Consider the following 14,890-nt stretch of genomic DNA (forward strand, 5'->3'; position numbering starts at 1 on the left):
CTTCCCATGGCCAAGAGCAAGACCCCCGGCAAGACCAAGAACTCCACCAGCAAGGCCATCGCCGGCCAGCCGCTGGCCGGGCTGGCGCCGTCTGCGCCCAACATCGATATCGGGATCGGCGGCGGGGATCGCAAGAAGATCGCCGACGGCCTGTCGCACTACATGGCCGACGCCTTCACCCTGTACCTGAAGACCCACAACTTCCACTGGAACGTGACCGGGTCGATGTTCAACTCGCTGCACCTGATGTTCGAGACCCAGTACACCGAGCAGTGGGCGGCGCTGGACGACGTCGCCGAGCGCATTCGCGCCCTGGGCTTCAACGCCCCCGGTTCGTACAAGGAATACGCGGCGCTGACCTCGATTCCGGAAGAGGAAGGCCTCAGCGACAGCGCCGACTGGCGCGAGATGGTGCGCCAGCTGGTAGTCGGCAACGAAGCGGTGTGCCGCACCGCGCGCAAGGTGCTCAAGACCGCCGACGACGCCGGCGACGACCCGTCGGTGGACCTGCTGACCCAGCGCCTGCAGACCCACGAGAAGTACGCCTGGATGCTGCGCTCGCTGCTGCAGTAAGGGATGCCGCCCTGCCTGCCTGGCAGGCAGGGCGCGCCGCTAGGTCGGGCGACGCTGCGTGCGCTCCGCCGCGCGAATTGGGCGGCAATGCATGCCGATCGCTGCCTCGTCACGCCTGGCTCCCGTTGTAGGAGCGGCTTCTCGTAGGAGCGGCTTCAGCCGCGACCAACGCTCAGGACAAGGCCCGGTCGCGGCTGATTCCGAAAGAAGACAGGCGCCGCTGCTACCGGGACCTGCGAGGCGCCAGCCGGGTGCATTGTGGGCGGGACTTCAGCCCCGACGCCTTGCAAGGCCGGGCCAGGCAAGCTTGGTTCGTCATCGCCGCACTAGCCGTGAGTCCTACAGCACGCCGCACCTTCGCCTGATACGCGCCTGCGGACATCCGGAAGGCAACCGCCCTTGCGCGGCGCGGTATCCTACACAGATGTCTTCCCCCGCCCACGCCTTGCTCAGCCGCGTCTTCGGCTACGACCAGTTCCGCGGCCTGCAACAGGACATCGTCGAACACGTCGCCGCCGGTCACGATGCGCTGGTGCTGATGCCCACCGGCGGCGGCAAGTCGCTGTGCTACCAGATCCCCTCGCTGCTGCGCGACGGCACCGGCATCGTGATTTCGCCGCTGATCGCACTGATGCAGGACCAGGTCGAGGCGCTGCGCCAGCTCGGCGTACGGGCCGAATACCTCAACTCCACCCTGGACGGCGAGACGGCACAGCGGGTCGAGCGTGCCCTGCTGGCCGGCGAGCTGGACCTGCTCTACGTCGCCCCGGAACGGCTGCTGACCCCGCGCTTCCTGTCGCTGATCGAGCGCAGCCGCATCGCCCTGTTCGCCATCGACGAGGCGCACTGCGTGTCGCAGTGGGGCCACGACTTCCGCCCCGAGTACCGCCAGCTCACCGTGCTGCACGAGCGCTGGCCGCAGACCCCGCGCATCGCCCTCACCGCGACTGCCGATCCGCCGACCCAGCGCGAGATCGCCGAGCGCCTGGACCTGGCGCAGGCCCGCCACTTCGTCAGCTCCTTCGACCGCCCCAACATCCGCTACACCGTGGTACAGAAGGACAATGCGCGGCGCCAGCTGCTGGACTTCCTGCGCGCGCACCGCGGCAGCGCCGGCATCGTCTACTGCATGTCGCGGCGCAAGGTCGAGGAGACCGCCGACTTCCTGGCCCGCGAAGGCCTCAACGCCCTGCCCTACCACGCCGGCCTGCCGGCCGAGGTGCGCGCCGACAACCAGCGCCGCTTCCTGCGCGAGGACGGCATCGTGATGTGCGCCACCATCGCCTTCGGCATGGGCATCGACAAGCCCGACGTGCGTTTCGTCGCCCATACCGACCTGCCCAAGTCGCTGGAGGGCTACTACCAGGAGACCGGCCGCGCCGGCCGCGACGGCGAGGCCGCCGAGGCCTGGCTGTGCTACGGCCTGGGCGACGTGGTGCTGCTCAAGCAGATGATCGAGCAGGGCGAGGCCGGCGAAGAGCGCAAGCGCGTGGAACGGCGCAAGCTCGACCAGTTGCTGGGCTACTGCGAATCGATGCAGTGCCGCCGCCAGGTGCTGCTGGCCGGCTTCGGTGAGACCTATCCGCAACCCTGCGGCAACTGCGACAACTGCCTGCAGCCGGCCGACGCCTGGGACGCCACGGTGGCCGTGCAGAAGGCGCTGAGCTGCGTGTACCGCAGCGGCCAGCGCTTCGGCGTCGGCCACCTGATCGACATCCTGCGCGGCACCGAAGGCGAGAAGATCAAGCAGTTCGGCCACGACCAGCTCAGCACCTACGGCATCGGCAAGGACCTGGACGCGCGCGCCTGGCGCGGCGTGTTCCGGCAACTGGTCGCCACCGGCCTGCTGGAAGTGGACAGCGACGCCTACGGCGGCCTGCGCCTCACCGACGCCAGCCGCCAGGTGCTCAAGGGCGAACGCAAGATCATGATGCGCCGCGAACTGCCCAGCCGCGGCCGCGAACGCGGCGACCGCAGCGGCAGCCCGCGCACCGGCGTACCGGTGCAGGCGCAGGACCTGCCCCTGTTCAACGCCCTGCGCGACCTGCGCGCCGGCCTGGCCAAGGAGCAGAACGTGCCGGCCTTCGTGATCTTCCACGACAGCACCCTGCGCAATATCGCCGAGCAGCGCCCGAGCAGCCTGGACGAGCTGGCGCGGGTCGGCGGCATCGGCGGCAGCAAGCTGGCCCGCTATGGCCAGCAATTGCTGGACGTGGTGCACGCGCAGGGTTGAGCCGCAGCACCGGTGCCCGCAGCGTCGGCACGCTGCCGCGCGCCCCGCGGCACCGACAGGCCGGGTTCAACGTGGTATTGATAGCGTCAGCGTCATGGCGGAGCGTTCCATCGGCCCCGCCCGGCCCCTTTCTCCTGGCGGATGCCCGATGAACCGCAGCCTCCTTCTCCTCGTCTGCACCCTGCTTGCCGGCCCGGCCCTGGCCCAGACCGCCGATGCCACCGGCGACAGCGAGGCGGCCAAGCGCAAACTCGACCTGAGCGTGCCGCAGCAGCCGATCACCTATGCCGATCCCGGCACCAAGGCCGATCCGCCGGGTGCCTATTACGGCGACACCAGCGGCACCTCGGCCTCGGCACAGAAGGCCGCGGCGGCGCAGGCGCGCGCCGAGGCCCTGCAGGCGCAGGCCGACCGCTGCAACGGCGACGTGCACGGCAGCGTCGCCACCGGCATCGGCTATTCCACGCATGGCGGCAACAGCAACTACCAGGCCGCCAATCTGAACATGTGCAAGACCTCCTACACCGACGACGGCAAGCCACGGCAGATGGGCATCAGCATCAGCGTCGGCCGCGGCGATGGTCCGGTATTCGGCCGCGGCTACTACCCCGGCGCCTACGGCCCGCCGCCGTTCGGCTGGTAAGCGCGGCGACGCACGGGCAGCGCCAACACAACAACCCGCTGCCGCCGCGATCGAACCTCGTAGGAGCGGCTTCAGCCGCGACGGGGCGTTCCCGGTAATCCGGTCGCGGCTGAAGCCGCTCCTATCGCACATTTCCCGAAGTTGCTGGCAGTGCCGCCAATCGCCCAGGTGCGTATGGACGCAGCCTGAGGTTCTCCGGCAGCCACGCGCCCCCCCCCCCCCCATTCACGCCCACACTCGCCGCACTGCGCAGTACGTCGTGTCGTGCTAGCAACGCTGAGTCCGCCCCCGCGCCTGCTCATGCTCCTGTGCAGGCAGACGCCCCCGATCATGCCGCCATGTGGGCGGCGCTCGTTGCCAGCGCGAAGCGCGCACCAGCGCACCCCTTCAAGAGTGCCGCCGTCACGCTCGTGGCAACGGGATCGACCAACGCGCCACCGCACGCGCGACAACGACGCATCGCGTCTACAATCGCGCTGCACCGACGTCTGCGCGTGCGACGGCGACACGCCCAGCAGCATGCGCCTCGCCGGTCGGCACCAGGCCGTCATCCTCCTTCATGTGGCACCGCTTCCCCCCGAGCTCACGCCATGTCCAACATAGTCCGGCTGCACAGCGCCCGCGAACGCGAGCAGCGCCTGCACGATGACGTCCTCGATGCGGCCGAACGCTGCATAGTCGAGAACGGCCTCGGCGCCACCACCTTTGAACTGATCGCCGGGACCGCCGACGTGCCCAGCAGCGCGGTGCGCCGGCAATTCGACGACAAGCGCAGCCTGGTCCAGGCGCTGATGGAACGCGGCTACGAGCGCGCGATCCGCACGATGTGGCTGCTGCAGCCACCGCCGCACCAGGACGCCACCGCCTTCATCGCCGGGGCGTTGGAAGAGTGGCTGGTCGCCGACGCCAACCAGCGGCGGCGGCGCCTGGACCTGGAGATGGACCTGGCCGCGGCGCGCGATCCCGAACTGGCGCAGTACGCGCGCCGGCTCAACGTGTCCCTGGTGCAGAACCTGGGCGACCTGCTGCGGCGCATGCTGCGCGACCATGGCTGGAGCGGCGGCGAGGCGGAGTTTCAGGCCCGCGTCTATGCGGTCGCGGCGATGTGCGGCGGCCTGCACATGATGATGACCACCGGCGTGGAGCTCAACCGCATGCACCTGCAGCTGATCCTGAGCGAGAGTCTGGCCGGGATCTTCAGTACGGCGCGCGCGTAACGCGGCCCGGGGGCGCCCGACGTGCGCGCCTCACGCGTACACGTCGCGGGATGCCGACAAACACCCGGCATGCCAAGCGGATGCCACGCTCAGCTGGATCGCATGCACCGTGCATGGTCGACCGCTACCGTTGCAAGTGCGGCGAACCAGGTGGGCGAGATCGCAGGACACGTACATGCCATCCGATCCAGCGTGACACGCGAACACGATCTCCGCGGCGCCAGACCGCAACCGGGTCCGCGCGCGGCCCGCACCTTCGCAACACGGCAGTGCGCAAGCACCGATCAGATCGGCGGCAGCTACCCCTGCATGCGCTGCGCCGCGCTGCGCATAGCCTGGCCGATGTGCTGCAAGGTCCTGGAACGGACCGCAACGTGCTGCCAGTACAGCGGCACGTCGAGCCAGCGCTGCGGATCGACGACGACGATCTGCTGCTGGCGCAGGGCGGCTGCAAGCATCTGCTCCGGCGCCAGGCACCAGCCCAGTCCACGCGCGGCCGCCTCGACGAAGCCGATGGAGGTCGGCAGATAGTGGATCGGCGGGCTCAGCCGCGAGCGGGTGATACGGCGCACGAAGCGCGCCTGCAGTGCGTCCTTGCGGTTGTAGACGATCATCGGGGCGCGCGCCAGCGCCGCCGCATCCAGACCATCGGCGAAGTACTGGGCGAAAAAGACCGGCGAGGCGATCGCACGGTAGCGCATCGCGCCCAGCGGCAGCACATTGCAGCCCTGCAAGGCCTTGCCGACGGAGGTGACGGCTCCGAGCACCGCCCCACTGCGCAGCAACTCCAGTGTGTGGTCCTGGTCGTCCACGCGGATGTCGAACAGGAAACCGTGCGCGTCGTGCAGGGCCGCCAGCGCGTCCAGGAACCAGGTCTGCAGCGAGTCGTCGTTCACCGCGATGGCGATGCTGCGCGCCACGGCGCTGCCGGTGGGCGCGGGCAGCAAGTCGGCCACCGCCTCGGCTTCCAGCGCCTGCATCGGCCGCACGCTGCGCAGCAGGCGCTCGCCGGCCGGTGTCGGCCGGCAGGGAGCCTGGCGCACGATCAGCACCTGGCCGAGCCGGTCTTCCAGCGCCTTGATCCGCTGCGATACCGCCGACGGCGTCAACGCCAGGCGGCGCGCGGCGGCCTCGAAACTTCCTTCTTCCAGCACGGCGGCGAAGGCGGACAGTTGGGGATGAAGCAGATCCATGGCAACGACGCAGATTAGAAACGCTTCACAGCGTACAGAAAAACGAGTTTGGCTAATGCGGGCGGCGCGTGCAGCATGCTCGCCCCACCCACCAGGACCTTGCGCATGTGGCTGCACGCACTGTTGGCCGGCCTCGTCGCCGGCGCCGGCCTGATCGTCGCCATCGGCGCGCAGAACGCCTTCGTGCTGCGCCAGGGACTGCAGCGTCGGCACGTCGGCCTGGTCGTGGCCGTGTGCGCCGCCAGCGACATTGCGCTGATCGTCCTCGGCGTGTCGGGCATCGGCGCCGTGGTGGATGCCTGGCCAGGCGTGCTGCAGGGATTGCGTTTCGGCGGCGCGGCCTTCCTCGGCGCATACGCGCTGCTGGCGGCGCGCCGCGCCTGGCGCGGCAGCGGCGGCCTGCTGGCGCAAGGCCAGGACCAGCAAAGCTGGCGACGCGCCCTGCTGACCTGCCTGGCCTTCACCTTCCTCAACCCGCACGTGTACCTGGACACCATGGTGCTGTTGGGCAGCCTCTCGACCCGTTACCCGGGACAACTGCGCTGGGCGTTCGCACTCGGCGCCTGCCTGGCCAGCGTGACCTGGTTCTGCAGCCTCGGCTACGGCGCGCGGCTGCTGCAGCCGGTGTTCCGCAAGCCCGCTGCGTGGCGCCTGCTGGATGCGTCAGTCGCGCTGTTCATGCTGGGACTGTGCCTGTCGTTGCTCCTGCAGCCCCTGGGGTAAACGCTCAAGGGCATTGACGGCCCACACGGCGCGACTGCACCGCTGCAGACACGCCGACACCCCAGGCCGCCAAGCACGTGCCAGCACTGCCGCATTCCGAACTGCCCTCCGCTTCCAGACGACGAGGACAGACTTTCATAATCGCGCGGGGCATGCGCTTCAGCGGCCCGCCGAGCGCGACGAGAAGCCAGCAACAAAAACCCCGGCGCATGGCCGGGGCTTGAGGATACTGATCGTGGCGCCTACGGCGTCAGGTCAATCCCAGAAGTTGTTGTAGTCGCGCGGCTTCTTGTCTGGTGCCTGGGAGCTGACCAGTTGGCAGTCGGTCGAGACCGGCGGATTGCCCGTGTCGATCGAAGCACAGACGAAACGCGCCAAGTCGCCGAGCTTGGCACCCGTCGCTGGGACGCGAGCGCCACCTTTCAGGGTGGTGCTTCCCGCGCCAACATCGACGACGGTCCCGACGATCTGTGGGCGCATGTCGTCGTCCGGCAGGCTGGCAATCGTGAGTTGCTTGCGCACGACCGTATAGCGACTGGATTGGGCGGCGTGTACGGACACGGAAAAAAGCGCCAGCGCGGCGGTGAACATCAAAACCTTTGATCGCATCGTAAGTCCCCTGTAGACAAAATCCATGATAGCAGCTGCAGCGGAGCGTTCAGACACAGGGAGGCACATGCGCACAGCTTCGGCAGCCTCTGAGAGCGCTTCGCCGTACGCGACCAATGAAGGCGTCATCGCCGCCGGTCATCGCGTTGCGTCGCACGGCCGCGACGCATCGAGGCCACCACGGGTTCGGATGACGAGGACCCAGGCGGCCCAAAAACGAATCAATGCGGCCATGTCACGAACACGCAATGCCGAACGTGGATCCAGCAAAACTGCCGTCGTTTTCAGGAGTGTCTTCGGGAGCTGGCGAAAACATCGCCAAAGGCGACGCCTAACCCGCTGAGAGAAGTGGTGGGCCGTGATGGATTCGAACCATCGACCAAAAGATTAAAAGTCTTCTGCTCTACCGACTGAGCTAACGGCCCAAAACAAGACCCCGGCGTTGCACCGGGGCGCGTAGTCTACCCCAGCACGGGGCGTTTCGCGAAATCAGGCGTAGCGGGTCGGGTCGGCGACGCCGGCGTCGGCGAAACCGGCCGCGCGCAGGCGGCAGGCGTCGCAATGGCCGCAGGCGCGGCCGGCGTCGTCGGCGCGGTAGCAGGACACGGTCAGGCCGAAATCCACGCCCAGGCGCACGCCCTCGCGCACGATGTCCGCCTTGCTCATGTGCTGCAACGGCGCATGCACGCGCAGCCCGGCCCCCTCCACCCCGGCCTTGGTCGCCAGATTGGCCAGGGTCTGGAACGCATCGATGAACTCGGGGCGGCAGTCGGGATAGCCGGAGTAGTCCACGGCGTTGACCCCGCAGAAGATGTCGGCCGCGCCCAGCACCTCGGCCCAGCCCAATGCCACCGACAACATGATGGTGTTGCGCGCCGGCACGTAGGTGACCGGGATGCCGTCGCCGCCGGCGTCCGGCACCTCGATGTCGTCGGTCAGCGCGGAGCCGCCGATGCTGCGCAGGTCGACGTTGACGGTCTTGTGCGCCACCGCGCCCAGCGCCGAGGCGACCCGCGCGGCCGCATCCAGTTCGGAGGTGTGGCGCTGGCCGTAGCGCACGCTCAGGGCATGCACCGCGAAACCCTGCGCACGGGCGATGGCGACGACGACGGCGGAGTCCATGCCACCGGAGAGAAGGACGACGGCGTTTTTCATCTGGGTGCCGGGAGTGGGGAATGGGGAAACGGGAATGGGAAGAGCGTAGCAGCCGAGCCGGACCGGGAAGATCGAAGATCTTCGAGAAGCGAAAGCGGATCAGGCAAAGCCACGCCGACCGTGCGGCGCTCTTCCGATTCCCGTTTCCCCATTCCCGATTCCCGATTCCCAGCTGCGCGCCAGCGCGCAGCTACCGCCCCGGCTCGTCGTTCCACAGCAGCTTGTGCAACTGCATCTGGAACCGCACCGGCAGGCGGTCGGCGACGATCCAGTCGGCCAGGTCGCGCGCGCTCAGTTCGCTCTTGCTGGGCGAGAACCAGACCGTGCAGCGCGTCTGGAGCCGGTGTTCGGCGACCACGGCGCGCGCCCATTCGTAGTCGGCGCGGCCGCACAGGACGAACTTGATCTGGTCGCGCGCGGTCAGCAGCGGCAGGTTCTCCCAGCGGTTGCGGTGCGCCTCCTGCGACGCCGGGGTCTTGATGTCGAGCACCCGCGACACGCGCGGGTCGACCTCGGCGATATCCAGCGCGCCGGAGGTCTCCAGCGAGACGTCGTAACCGGCATCGCACAGGCGCTGCAGCAACTGCAGGCAGCGCTTCTGCGCCAGCGGCTCGCCTCCGGTGACGCAGACGTGGCGAACGCCGTGGCGCGCCACCTCCGCCAGGATCGCGTCGATGTCCCACCATTGCCCGCCGTGGAAGGCGTAGGCGGTGTCGCAGTAACTGCAGCGCAGCGGGCAACCGGTCAGGCGCACGAACACGGTGGGCCAGCCGGCGCTCTCGGCCTCGCCCTGCAGCGACAGGAAGATCTCCGTCAGCTTCAGGCGGGGCAGCGGGCTTTGGACGATATCGCTGGGAACGGCGGCCATGGCGGGAGAAGAGTGCTCCCGCGACGGCGGCGGCAGCGTAAGGGGCTCAGCGCAGCTGCTGGCCGATACGGATCGACTGCAGGCGGTCCTGCGCGGTGCGCGCGGCATCGGACCCAGGATACTTCGCGCCGACCTGTTGCAGGGTCTGCTCGGCGTCCTGGACGCGGCCTTCGCCGTACTGGGACAGGCCCAGCTTGAGCAGCGCGCCCGGTGCCTTGTCGTGGGTCGGATAGCGGCCGATCAGGTCCTGGAACTGGGCCTCGGCCAACTGGAAATTCTTGGTGGCGTAATAGCTCTCGCCGAGCCAGTACAGCGCGTTCGGCGCATACACGCCGTTCGGGTAGGCCTGCAGGAAGCTCTGGAACAGGTTCGCCGAATCGGCGTACTTGCCTGCCTTCAGGGCGTCGAAGGCAACGTTGTAGGCCGCCCGCTCATCGCCGGCGGCCGCCAGGGTACCGGCGTCGCCGTGCACCGACGGCGGCGGCTCGGCGACGGCAGACGGCTTGCCTGCGGGCGCGGCCGGCGCGGCAGCCGGTGCGGCGCCATTGGCCGGCGGCAACGGCGGCGTCGCCCCTGCCCCTGCACCACTTTCGAGCCGGCCCACGCGGCCATCCAGGTCCAGGTACTGGTCCTTGATCTGCTGCTTGAGCTGGTCGTTGCTGTGCTGCAGTTGTTCGATCGTGGCCTCCATCGACTGCATCTGCGTCCGCAGCTGGTTGAGCTGGTTCAAGATGTCGGTGTTGGCCTGGGTATTCATGGCCTGCTGCTCGAGCGCGGAAACGCGGTCAGCCAGGCTCGCGCGCTGCGCATGAGCCGGCGCGGCGGCCACGAGGGCCGCCGCGACGATCATCGATGTAAGGACACCGATACGCATCTTTTCTTACTGCGCCGTGTAGACGATCTCGACGCGACGGTTCTGCGACCAGCAGGACTCGTTCGACTCGGTGCAGACCGGACGCTCTTCACCGTAGCTGACCACGGTCAGCTGCGCAGCCGAACCACCGTTGGCCTGCAGCGCCGAGGACACGGCGTTGGCACGACGCTCGCCCAGGCCCATGTTGTACTCGCGCGAACCGCGCTCGTCGGTGTTGCCCTGCAGGGTGATGCGCGAGGACGGACGGTCACGCAGGTACTTGGCGTGGCAGGCCATGATCGCCTGGAACTCCGGCTTCACGGTGTCCTTGTCCAGGTCGAAGTAGACCACGCGCTGACGCAGGCAGGAATCGGTGTCCAGGTCGCCCGGGCCATACAGACCGGAGGTCGACGGACCGGTCGGAGCGGTGGTACCGGTGGTGCCGGTGGTGTCGGTCTGGGGCTGTTCCTTGACCTTCTTGGCGCAGCCGGCCAGAGCTGCAACGGACAACAGCGAAACAAGCAGAACGCGGGTGGTCTTGTTCATGGGGATACCTTGTGGCTCCTGGGCCGATGAGGGGTTCAACAGCGAAATATTAACACCAAACTTACATGTCAACGTGCAGTGCGATACGGCGACCAGGACGGCTCGCGCACGTCGCCATCGGCGAGCACCAAACGCTGCCGCACGCGGGCATCGGCCGAGACCGCGTACAGCACGCCACGGCCGCCTTCACGCGCCGCATACAGCACCATGCTGGCGTTGGGAGCGAAGCTCGGCGATTCGTCCAGCGAACCGGTCGACAGCGTGCTCCAGCGCGGCGAACCCAGGCTGCGGTCCATCATCGCGATCTTGTAGGTGTTGCCGCTGCCCTGGGCCACGACCAGCTTGTTGCCGTCGAAGGACACGCTCGGGGTCGCGTTGTAGTTGCCCTGGAAAGTGATGCGGGTGGCGCTGCCGCCGGTGGCCGGCACCTGGTAAATCTGCGGGCGGCCGCTGCGGTCGGAGGTGAAGTAGATGCTGTTGCCGTCCGGCGCCCAGGTCGGCTCGGTATCGATGCCGAAGTGGTTGGTCAGCTGGGTCAGCTGCTTGCTGCCCAGATCCATCACGTAGATCTCCGGGTTGCCGCTGCGCGACAGCGCCAGCGCCAGCTTCTTGCCGTCCGGCGAGAACGACGGCGCGCCGTTGATGCCGCGGAAGCTGGAGACCAGTTGGCGCGCACCGGTGGCGATGTCCTGGATGTAGATCGACGAGTTGCCGCGCTCGAAGCTCACGTAGGCCAGCTTCTTGCCGTCCGGGCTCCAGTTCGGCGACAGCAGCGGCTCGGCCGAGCGAACGATGGTCTGCGGGTTGTAGCCGTCGGAGTCAGCCACCATCAGCGCATAGCGCATCGCCCCACCCTTGCCGCTGGCAGTGACATAGGCGATACGGGTCCAGAACGCGCCGCGCACGCCGGTGATCTTCTCGTAGATGGCATCGGCCATCTGGTGGGCGACGTCGCGCATGGCGTTGGCGCGCGCGGTCATCGCCAGGCCGAGCATGCGCTCGCCCTTGCCCACGTCGAACAGTTCGTACTCGACGCGGTAGGCGCCCTCGCCGGCATCCATCACCCGGCCGACGACCAGGTAGCTCTGCTTGAGCGCGCGCCAGGTGGCGAACTGCACTTCGCTGCCGCGGGTCGGACGCTCGACGATCTGCGACTCGGGCAGATTGCGGAACTGGCCGGAGCGATCCAGGTCGGCGCGGACCACCGCGGCGACGTCGGTGCTCGGCGGGGTCGCCGAGCCCTGGTACGGCATCGGCACGACGGTGATCGGGGTCGCCGAGGCATTGCCGCCGACGATGTCGATTTCCAGGCCCTTGTCCTGCGCGGACGCGGCGAGAGGCAGCAACAGGGCGGTGAGAACGGCAAGCCAGCGCGGCAGTTTCTTCATGGGTCGCTCAGCAGGATCGGAAAGGCGCAAGAGATAGCAATGCGCGGGTGAACGTATTCGCAATCATGAACCATCGCCATGTGAAGCCGATGGCAGGACGCGGCACATTATCGCCCATCGCCCGTGGGGTGGATGGCCGGCCGCGCGCAAACGCAGCGGCGGCGGCCGATCTCACTGGTCCTGGGCGGTGAAGTTGAACGTCAGGTTGCGCGCGAACACGGTCTCGAAGCCGCGGTAGGGCAGCGGCTGCGCGCGCAGCACGGCGGCCTCGATCGAGCGGCGGCCGGCCTCGTCGTACGGGCAGTCGGGACTGACCTTGGCCTCCATCACCTGGCCGCCGGGAATCTGCGTGATCGAGATCTTGCACTTCTGCCCCAGCGGCACCGAATCCGGACGCACCCACTGACTCAGCACCGCCTGCTGGATCGCCGCGGCGTACTTGGCCTGCAGGTCGGTGTTGGTGCCGTTCTGGCCCGGCGCCTGCTGCGGCGTGGTGGCCGCGGCCGCCGAGGCCTTCTTGGCGTTCAAGTCGGCGATCTGCTGCAGCTTCTGCTGGGCCAGCTGGGCCTCGCGCTCCAGCTTCTCGCGCTGCTTGCGGATGTCGGCGATCTTCTTCTGCCGCTCCTCTTCCTGCTGCGCGGCCAGCCGCTGCTTCTGCTCGGCTTCCTGCTGGCGCTTCTGCTCGGTCAGGTCGATCTGTTCCTGGCGGCGCTTGGCCTCCTGCTCCTGCTTCTCCTTTTCCTGGGAGATCGCGGTGCGGGTGGCACGGTCCTGGTCGACCTTGTCGGGGACCGGGACGAAATCCTGTGCCTTCTGCTGCTGCGGCGTCGGCGCCTGCTGCGGCTTGGGCGTGGGAATCGGCTGCGGCGGCGGCACCGTGTCTTCCTCGGCGACGTCCTTGACCGGCTCGGGCAGCGGCTCGGGCAAGGGCTTGGGCGCGTCCTTGACCGCCTTCTGCGCCGAGCGCACGTCGGCAGCCGAGACCACCAGCGAGGCCTCGACCATCGGCGAACCGGCGGCCGGTTCGACCTGGCGCACCGGCGACCACCACCAGGCCAGGAAAAACAGCAGCGCGATCAGCACATGCACCAGCAGCGCCAGGGCGACCCCGTAGATCAGGCCCTTGTCGTCGCCGCGGTGCAGCGGCGGGCGGGAGTCGGCTTCAGCGTGCATTGTTTCCGGGCTGACTCATCAGGCCGACCTTGGGCACGCCGGCCTGCTGCAGCATGACCATGGTGTCCATGACCAATTGATAGTTGGAGCTGCCGGGCGCGGCGACGAACACCGGCACGTCCTTGTTCTGGCCGACGAAGGCCTGGATCTTCGCCTTCAGTTCCGGCGCGGCGATCTTCTCCGGCTTGCCGTCCTGCAGGGTCAGCGTGTAGCGGCCCTCGGCATCGACGGTGACGATCACCGGATCCTTCTTGCTCTCCACCGAGCGCGCGGTGGAATCGGGCAGGTCCACGTCCACGCTCAGGCTGAGCAAGGGCGCGGTGACCATGAAGATGATCAGCAGCACCAGCATCACGTCGATGTACGGCACGACGTTGATCTCGGACTTGAGCTTGCGGCGCTTGCGGCGGGAAATGGCGGCAGTCATGCGGGAATCCTGGAAGTCGTGGGCAGGCGGGCGACGCTCAGTCGCCGCTGGCCTGGCGCTGCAGGATGGAGCTGAACTCTTCGGAGAAGGTCTCGAAGCGCACGGCCAGGCGCTCGACCCGGGTGGTGAAGCGGTTGTAGGCCCACACCGCCGGGATCGCCACGAACAGGCCGATGGCAGTGGCGAACAGCGCTTCGGAGATGCCCGGCGCGACCGCGGCGATGCCTGCCTGCTGACCGCTGTTGATCATGTCGTGCATGGTCACCATGATGCCGAACACGGTGCCGACCAGGCCCACGTAGGGCGCGGTGGAGCCGATGTTGGCGAGCAGTTCCAGGTTGCGCTCCAGGCGGTCCACTTCGCGCGCGTAGGTGGCGCGCATCGCCCGTTGCGCACCCTCCAGCTGGATGCGTGCATCGAGCCGGCGCTTGTCGCGCAGGCGGGTGAATTCGCGGAAGCCGGCCTCGAAGATCGCCTCCAGCCCGCCGACCACACGGTTGCGGTCGGTGGCGCCGGCGTAGAGCTTGCTCAGGTCGGTGCCGGACCAGAAGCGGTTCTCGAAGTCGTCGGCCTCGCGGTTGGCGTCCTTGAACACCTTGCCCTTGCGGAAGATGATGACCCAGCTGATCAGCGAGCCGAGCAGCAGCAGCAGCACGATCACCTTGACCGGCAGGCTGGCCTTGACCATCAGGTCCAGGTAGTTGATGCCGCCGTGGGCGGCGGTGCTGGCGACGGCCTGGGTGGCGGTCTGGGTCACGTCCTGCGGCAGCGCCTCCACCACCGTGTCCTGCAGGGCCAGGAGCAATGCGATCATCCGTCGTTCCTCAGTAATTCGGCTTCAGTGATTTCAAGAACTTTCAATGCATCGTGCAGCGCGTCGTCCATGCCGCGCGGGCGGAAGCTGCCGGCGCTGAGCGCCGCCACCCGCACCTGCGCGCGCAACAGCAGTTCCCCGTCGTCGCGGCGGATCGACTGCGCGAACACCAGGCTGGCGCGCTTGCACTGCGACAGCGCGACGCCGACCTGCAGGGAGTCGTCCAGGCGTGCCGGGCGCAGGAAGTCGAGTTGCATCGCGCGCACCGCGAACACCAGGTCGTGTTGCAGGCGCAGGCGTTCCTGACCATACCCCAGCGCCCGCAACCACTCCGTGCGCGCCCGCTCCAGGAAGGCCACGTAGCGCGCGTGGTAGACCACGCCACCGGCGTCGGTATCTTCCCAGTAGACGCGTGTCGGCCAACTGAATAGCCGGGAATCGGGGACAGGGAATGGGGAATCGGGAGTCAAGAGCA

16 protein-coding genes and 1 tRNA gene are annotated in these 14,890 nt (G+C 68.1%); 5 read left to right on the top strand and 12 right to left on the bottom strand.

From position 1 onward, the window contains the following. The first annotated feature begins 6 nt into the window (after positions 1–6). From Q7W82_RS17490 to Q7W82_RS17505, 4 genes are all read left to right on the top strand, one after another. The gene (locus tag Q7W82_RS17490) at positions 7–573 is read left to right on the top strand and encodes a Dps family protein (RefSeq protein ID WP_242161122.1); all 567 of its coding nucleotides are present in this window, start codon (positions 7–9) and stop codon (positions 571–573) included. Positions 574–997: 424 nt separating this feature from the next. Next, a complete protein-coding gene (gene recQ, locus Q7W82_RS17495) occupies positions 998–2,806 on the top strand; it encodes a DNA helicase RecQ (protein ID WP_242161123.1) in 1,809 nt (602 codons plus the stop codon). A gap of 148 nt (positions 2,807–2,954) precedes the next feature. Next, positions 2,955–3,449 carry a hypothetical protein gene (locus tag Q7W82_RS17500; RefSeq protein ID WP_242161124.1) on the top strand — a complete coding sequence of 165 codons (495 nt, stop codon included), beginning with the start codon at positions 2,955–2,957 and terminating at the stop codon, positions 3,447–3,449. Between the two features lie 590 nt (positions 3,450–4,039). Beyond that, the gene (locus Q7W82_RS17505) at positions 4,040–4,666 is read left to right on the top strand and encodes a TetR/AcrR family transcriptional regulator (RefSeq protein ID WP_242161125.1); all 627 of its coding nucleotides are present in this window, start codon (positions 4,040–4,042) and stop codon (positions 4,664–4,666) included. Positions 4,667–4,965: 299 nt separating this feature from the next. On the opposite strand, the gene Q7W82_RS17510 is transcribed toward Q7W82_RS17505, so the two are convergent. After that, positions 4,966–5,859 carry a LysR family transcriptional regulator ArgP gene (locus Q7W82_RS17510; RefSeq protein ID WP_242161126.1) on the bottom strand — a complete coding sequence of 298 codons (894 nt, stop codon included), beginning with the start codon at positions 5,857–5,859 and terminating at the stop codon, positions 4,966–4,968. Between the two features lie 105 nt (positions 5,860–5,964). Here Q7W82_RS17510 and Q7W82_RS17515 point away from each other — a divergent pair, with 105 nt between their 5' ends. Continuing rightward, positions 5,965–6,582 carry a LysE/ArgO family amino acid transporter gene (locus Q7W82_RS17515; protein WP_242161127.1) on the top strand — a complete coding sequence of 206 codons (618 nt, stop codon included), beginning with the start codon at positions 5,965–5,967 and terminating at the stop codon, positions 6,580–6,582. A gap of 255 nt (positions 6,583–6,837) precedes the next feature. Here Q7W82_RS17515 and Q7W82_RS17520 read toward each other — a convergent pair whose 3' ends face one another. From Q7W82_RS17520 to ybgC, 11 genes are all read right to left on the bottom strand, one after another. After that, positions 6,838–7,173: a hypothetical protein gene (locus tag Q7W82_RS17520; RefSeq protein ID WP_242161128.1), complete on the bottom strand. Its 336-nt coding sequence runs from the start codon at positions 7,171–7,173 to the stop codon at positions 6,838–6,840. A 367-nt stretch (positions 7,174–7,540) separates the two neighbouring features. Beyond that, positions 7,541–7,616 (bottom strand) — tRNA-Lys (locus Q7W82_RS17525). A gap of 64 nt (positions 7,617–7,680) precedes the next feature. Then, positions 7,681–8,346, bottom strand: coding sequence for a 7-cyano-7-deazaguanine synthase QueC (queC, locus tag Q7W82_RS17530; protein WP_026143259.1), 666 nt, complete (start codon positions 8,344–8,346; stop codon positions 7,681–7,683). Positions 8,347–8,536: 190 nt separating this feature from the next. Continuing rightward, entirely contained in the window at positions 8,537–9,214 is a 678-nt protein-coding gene (gene queE, locus Q7W82_RS17535) for a 7-carboxy-7-deazaguanine synthase QueE (protein WP_242161129.1), read from the bottom strand. 46 nt (positions 9,215–9,260) lie between these two features. Beyond that, the gene (ybgF, locus tag Q7W82_RS17540) at positions 9,261–10,088 is read right to left on the bottom strand and encodes a tol-pal system protein YbgF (protein WP_242161130.1); all 828 of its coding nucleotides are present in this window, start codon (positions 10,086–10,088) and stop codon (positions 9,261–9,263) included. A 6-nt stretch (positions 10,089–10,094) separates the two neighbouring features. Beyond that, positions 10,095–10,613 carry a peptidoglycan-associated lipoprotein Pal gene (gene pal / locus Q7W82_RS17545; protein ID WP_010344309.1) on the bottom strand — a complete coding sequence of 173 codons (519 nt, stop codon included), beginning with the start codon at positions 10,611–10,613 and terminating at the stop codon, positions 10,095–10,097. Positions 10,614–10,681: 68 nt separating this feature from the next. Continuing rightward, positions 10,682–12,001, bottom strand: coding sequence for a Tol-Pal system beta propeller repeat protein TolB (gene tolB, locus Q7W82_RS17550; RefSeq protein ID WP_010344310.1), 1,320 nt, complete (start codon positions 11,999–12,001; stop codon positions 10,682–10,684). Positions 12,002–12,172: 171 nt separating this feature from the next. Continuing rightward, entirely contained in the window at positions 12,173–13,174 is a 1,002-nt protein-coding gene (tolA, locus tag Q7W82_RS17555) for a cell envelope integrity protein TolA (RefSeq protein WP_242161131.1), read from the bottom strand. Next, complete coding sequence (tolR, locus tag Q7W82_RS17560; protein ID WP_010344312.1) at positions 13,164–13,601, bottom strand: protein TolR; 438 nt, start codon at positions 13,599–13,601, stop codon at positions 13,164–13,166. Before tolR ends, tolA begins: the two co-directional genes overlap by 11 nt. Positions 13,602–13,638: 37 nt before the next feature. Continuing rightward, positions 13,639–14,415 (bottom strand): protein TolQ, encoded by a 777-nt coding sequence (tolQ, locus tag Q7W82_RS17565; RefSeq protein ID WP_017907448.1) that lies wholly within the window; start codon positions 14,413–14,415, stop codon positions 13,639–13,641. Then, positions 14,412–14,885, bottom strand: coding sequence for a tol-pal system-associated acyl-CoA thioesterase (gene ybgC, locus Q7W82_RS17570; protein ID WP_242161132.1), 474 nt, complete (start codon positions 14,883–14,885; stop codon positions 14,412–14,414). The genes tolQ and ybgC overlap by 4 nt, the downstream gene beginning before the upstream one ends. Between the last annotated feature and the right edge of the window lie 5 nt (positions 14,886–14,890).

Origin of the sequence: Xanthomonas indica, assembly GCF_040529045.1 — a bacterium.
Taxonomy (GTDB): Bacteria; Pseudomonadota; Gammaproteobacteria; order Xanthomonadales; family Xanthomonadaceae; genus Xanthomonas_A; species Xanthomonas_A indica.

Coding starts and splice junctions, on each gene's coding strand:
- Q7W82_RS17490 (WP_242161122.1), top strand. CDS start 7: ATGGCCAAGAGCAAGACCCCCGGCAAGACCAAGAACTCCACCAGCAAG.
- recQ (WP_242161123.1), top strand. CDS start 998: ATGTCTTCCCCCGCCCACGCCTTGCTCAGCCGCGTCTTCGGCTACGAC.
- Q7W82_RS17500 (WP_242161124.1), top strand. CDS start 2,955: ATGAACCGCAGCCTCCTTCTCCTCGTCTGCACCCTGCTTGCCGGCCCG.
- Q7W82_RS17505 (WP_242161125.1), top strand. CDS start 4,040: ATGTCCAACATAGTCCGGCTGCACAGCGCCCGCGAACGCGAGCAGCGC.
- Q7W82_RS17510 (WP_242161126.1), bottom strand. CDS start 5,859: ATGGATCTGCTTCATCCCCAACTGTCCGCCTTCGCCGCCGTGCTGGAA.
- Q7W82_RS17515 (WP_242161127.1), top strand. CDS start 5,965: ATGTGGCTGCACGCACTGTTGGCCGGCCTCGTCGCCGGCGCCGGCCTG.
- Q7W82_RS17520 (WP_242161128.1), bottom strand. CDS start 7,173: ATGTTCACCGCCGCGCTGGCGCTTTTTTCCGTGTCCGTACACGCCGCC.
- queC (WP_026143259.1), bottom strand. CDS start 8,346: ATGAAAAACGCCGTCGTCCTTCTCTCCGGTGGCATGGACTCCGCCGTC.
- queE (WP_242161129.1), bottom strand. CDS start 9,214: ATGGCCGCCGTTCCCAGCGATATCGTCCAAAGCCCGCTGCCCCGCCTG.
- ybgF (WP_242161130.1), bottom strand. CDS start 10,088: ATGCGTATCGGTGTCCTTACATCGATGATCGTCGCGGCGGCCCTCGTG.
- pal (WP_010344309.1), bottom strand. CDS start 10,613: ATGAACAAGACCACCCGCGTTCTGCTTGTTTCGCTGTTGTCCGTTGCA.
- tolB (WP_010344310.1), bottom strand. CDS start 12,001: ATGAAGAAACTGCCGCGCTGGCTTGCCGTTCTCACCGCCCTGTTGCTG.
- tolA (WP_242161131.1), bottom strand. CDS start 13,174: ATGCACGCTGAAGCCGACTCCCGCCCGCCGCTGCACCGCGGCGACGAC.
- tolR (WP_010344312.1), bottom strand. CDS start 13,601: ATGACTGCCGCCATTTCCCGCCGCAAGCGCCGCAAGCTCAAGTCCGAG.
- tolQ (WP_017907448.1), bottom strand. CDS start 14,415: ATGATCGCATTGCTCCTGGCCCTGCAGGACACGGTGGTGGAGGCGCTG.